2 protein-coding genes are annotated in these 2,585 nt (G+C 72.4%); both read left to right on the top strand.

Annotated features, from left to right (window positions below; genetic code table 11):
- Positions 1 to 1,264 (top strand): cytochrome P450 (locus ACTIDRAF_RS0225425; RefSeq protein WP_016701463.1); only part of this gene is annotated, 1,264 nt, incomplete at its 5' end.
- A gap of 46 nt (positions 1,265 to 1,310) precedes the next feature.
- Positions 1,311 to 2,528 carry a cytochrome P450 gene (locus ACTIDRAF_RS0225430; RefSeq protein WP_016701464.1) on the top strand — a complete coding sequence of 406 codons (1,218 nt, stop codon included), beginning with the start codon at positions 1,311 to 1,313 and terminating at the stop codon, positions 2,526 to 2,528.
- Positions 2,529 to 2,585 lie beyond the last annotated feature (57 nt).

The raw sequence follows: 2,585 nt of genomic DNA on the forward strand, positions 1-2,585 counted from the left end.
CGTGAGCCCGGCCGAGCACCGGGCGTGCGGTGCTCCGCACCCGCCGGACCCGAGCGGCCGGACCCCGGTGTTCACCCTCAACGAGGTGCCGGCGCTCGAGAGCGACCCGTTGTTCGCGCTGTTCCGGCGGGATCGCCCGCTGAGCCGGATCCGGCTCCCCCACGGCGGGGAGGGCTGGCTGGTCACCCGCTACCAGGACGTGCGCACGGTGATGACCCACCCCGCGTTCAGCGCGGCCGCCGCCGCCAGCGACCGGGTGCCCCGGATGACCGTCGTCGCCGGTCGACCGGCCGAGACGATCGCCGGTCTCGACCCGCCGGAACACACCAGGCTGCGCCGGCTCGCCGCCCCCACCTTCCGGGCCAGCCGCATCGCGACCTTCCGCCCACTGGCCACCCGGATCGCAGTGGACACCCTCGACGAGCTGACGAGGTCCGGGCGACCGGCCGACTTCGTACGGCACTTCGCGCTCCCGTTCCCGGTCCGGTTGATCTGCACGGTCCTCGGCGTTCCCTACGAGGACCACTCCCGCTTCGTGCCCTGGTCGGAGTCCGTGCTCTCGACCTCGGGGCTCAGCGGAGCGGAGTCCGCCCAGGCGCTGGAGGAGATGAAGGAGTACTTCCGCCACCTCATCGCCGCACGACGCCGCGCCCCGCACGACGACCTGCTCGCCGACCTCGTCGCCGCCCGCGACTCCGCCCCCGAGCCGGGGGAGGCGGACCAGCTCAGCGAGGAGGAGCTGGTGATGTTCGCGGTCCTGCTGCTCATCGCCGGCTATGAGACCTCGATCAACCAGATCGGCGCGTCCTGCTTCCTGCTGTTGGAGGAGCGGTCCCGGTGGGAGCAGCTGGTGGCGAACCCTCGGTTGGTCACCCGCGCCGTGGAGGAGCTGCTGCGCTTCGTGCCGCTGATCAACGGGGTGACGCTGCCCCGGGTGGCGGTCAGCGACGTCGAGATCGCGGGCGGCACGATCCGCGCGGGTGAGGCGGTGTTCGTCTCCATCCCCTCGGCGAACCGCGACGAGCGGGTCTTCGACGACCCGGACACCTTCGACCTCACCCGGGTCCACAACCAGCACGTGGCCTTCGGGCACGGGCCGCACTACTGCCTCGGGGCGCACCTCGCCCGCCTCGAGCTCCAGGTGGCGTTGGCCGAGCTGGTCCGGGCGCTCCCCTCGCTGCGGCTGGCCACGCCCAGGGATGACGTGCCCTGGCGCACCGGCCTGGTGGCGCGCGGGCCGACCGCCCTCCCCGTCTCGTGGTGAGCACCACGAGAGTCCCTCGCACCCGTTCCGGTCAGGAGACAAGACGATGAGCCAGGAAGACGCCTCCGGGGTGTGCTTCCTCGAGGAGATGGACGCCCTCGAGATCGACCCCCATTTCGCGGTGGCCCGACGCGAACGCCCGCTGAGCCGGATCAAGCTGCGCTACGGCGACGAGGGCTGGTTGGTCACCCGGTACGAGGACGTGAAGCTCGTCCTGTCGGACCCCCGCTTCAGCGCCGTGGCGGCCGCCACCGACAACGTGCCCCGCATGACGGCGGTGGGGAAACCGGTCGACACCCTCGCGGGGCTCGACCCGCCGGAGCACACCCGGCTGCGCCGCCTCGCCACCCCGGCCTTCACCGTGTCCCGCCTCGAGTCCTTCCGCCCCCAAGCCGTGCGGATCGCCACCGAGCTGATCGGCGCGCTGCGTGAGGCGGGGCCACCCGGAGATGTGGTCCAGGGGCTGGCCCTGCCGTTCCCGGTGCTGGTCATCTGCGAGATGCTCGGCGTCCCCTACGCGGACCGCGCGCGTTTCCTGCCCTGGTCCGACACGATCCTCGCCACCACGGCGCACTCCCCCGAGGAGGCCGTCGTGGCGTTGGAGGAGATGAAGGAGTACTTCCGCCACCTCATCGCCGCCCGCCGCCGCGCCCCGCACGACGACCTGATCGCCGACCTCGTCGCCGCCCGCGACGCCACACCGGGGCCAGGGGAGAGCGACCAGCTCAGCGAGGACGAACTGGTGATGTTCGCCTCGGTGCTGCTGATCGCCGGCCACGAGACCTCCGTGAACCAGATCGGGGATTCCTGCTTCCTCCTGCTGCGGGATCGTCACCGCTGGGAGCTCCTCCAGCGGCGCCCCGAGTTGGTCCCCCAGGCCGTGGAGGAGTTGCTCCGGTACGTACCGCTGGTCAACGGGGTCATCCTCCCCCGGGTCGCGACGGAGGACGTCGAGGTGGCGGGGGGTGTGATCCGGGCGGGCGAGGCGGTGTTCGCCTCGACGGCGGCGGCCAACCGGGACGAACGGATCTTCGACCAGGCGGACGAGCTGGACCTCCTCCGCCATCGCAACCCGCACTTGGCCTTCGGCTACGGCCCGCACTACTGCCTGGGCGCGCACCTCGCCCGGATGGAACTGCGGATCGCCCTGAGTGAAATGCTGCGGGCCTTCCCCACCTTGGCGCTGGCCGACCCGCCCGAGGAGATCAGGTGGCGGCGGGGGTTGGTCATGCGGGGGCCGGTCGAGCTGCGGGTGACGTGGTGAGCGCGGTTTCGGCCCGGACCGGCCGCCCGGGCACCCCGGGCGGTCTCCCCCGCCCAC

It is taken from the genome of Actinoalloteichus spitiensis RMV-1378, assembly GCF_000239155.1.
Lineage (GTDB): Bacteria > Actinomycetota > Actinomycetes > Mycobacteriales > Pseudonocardiaceae > Actinoalloteichus_B > Actinoalloteichus_B spitiensis.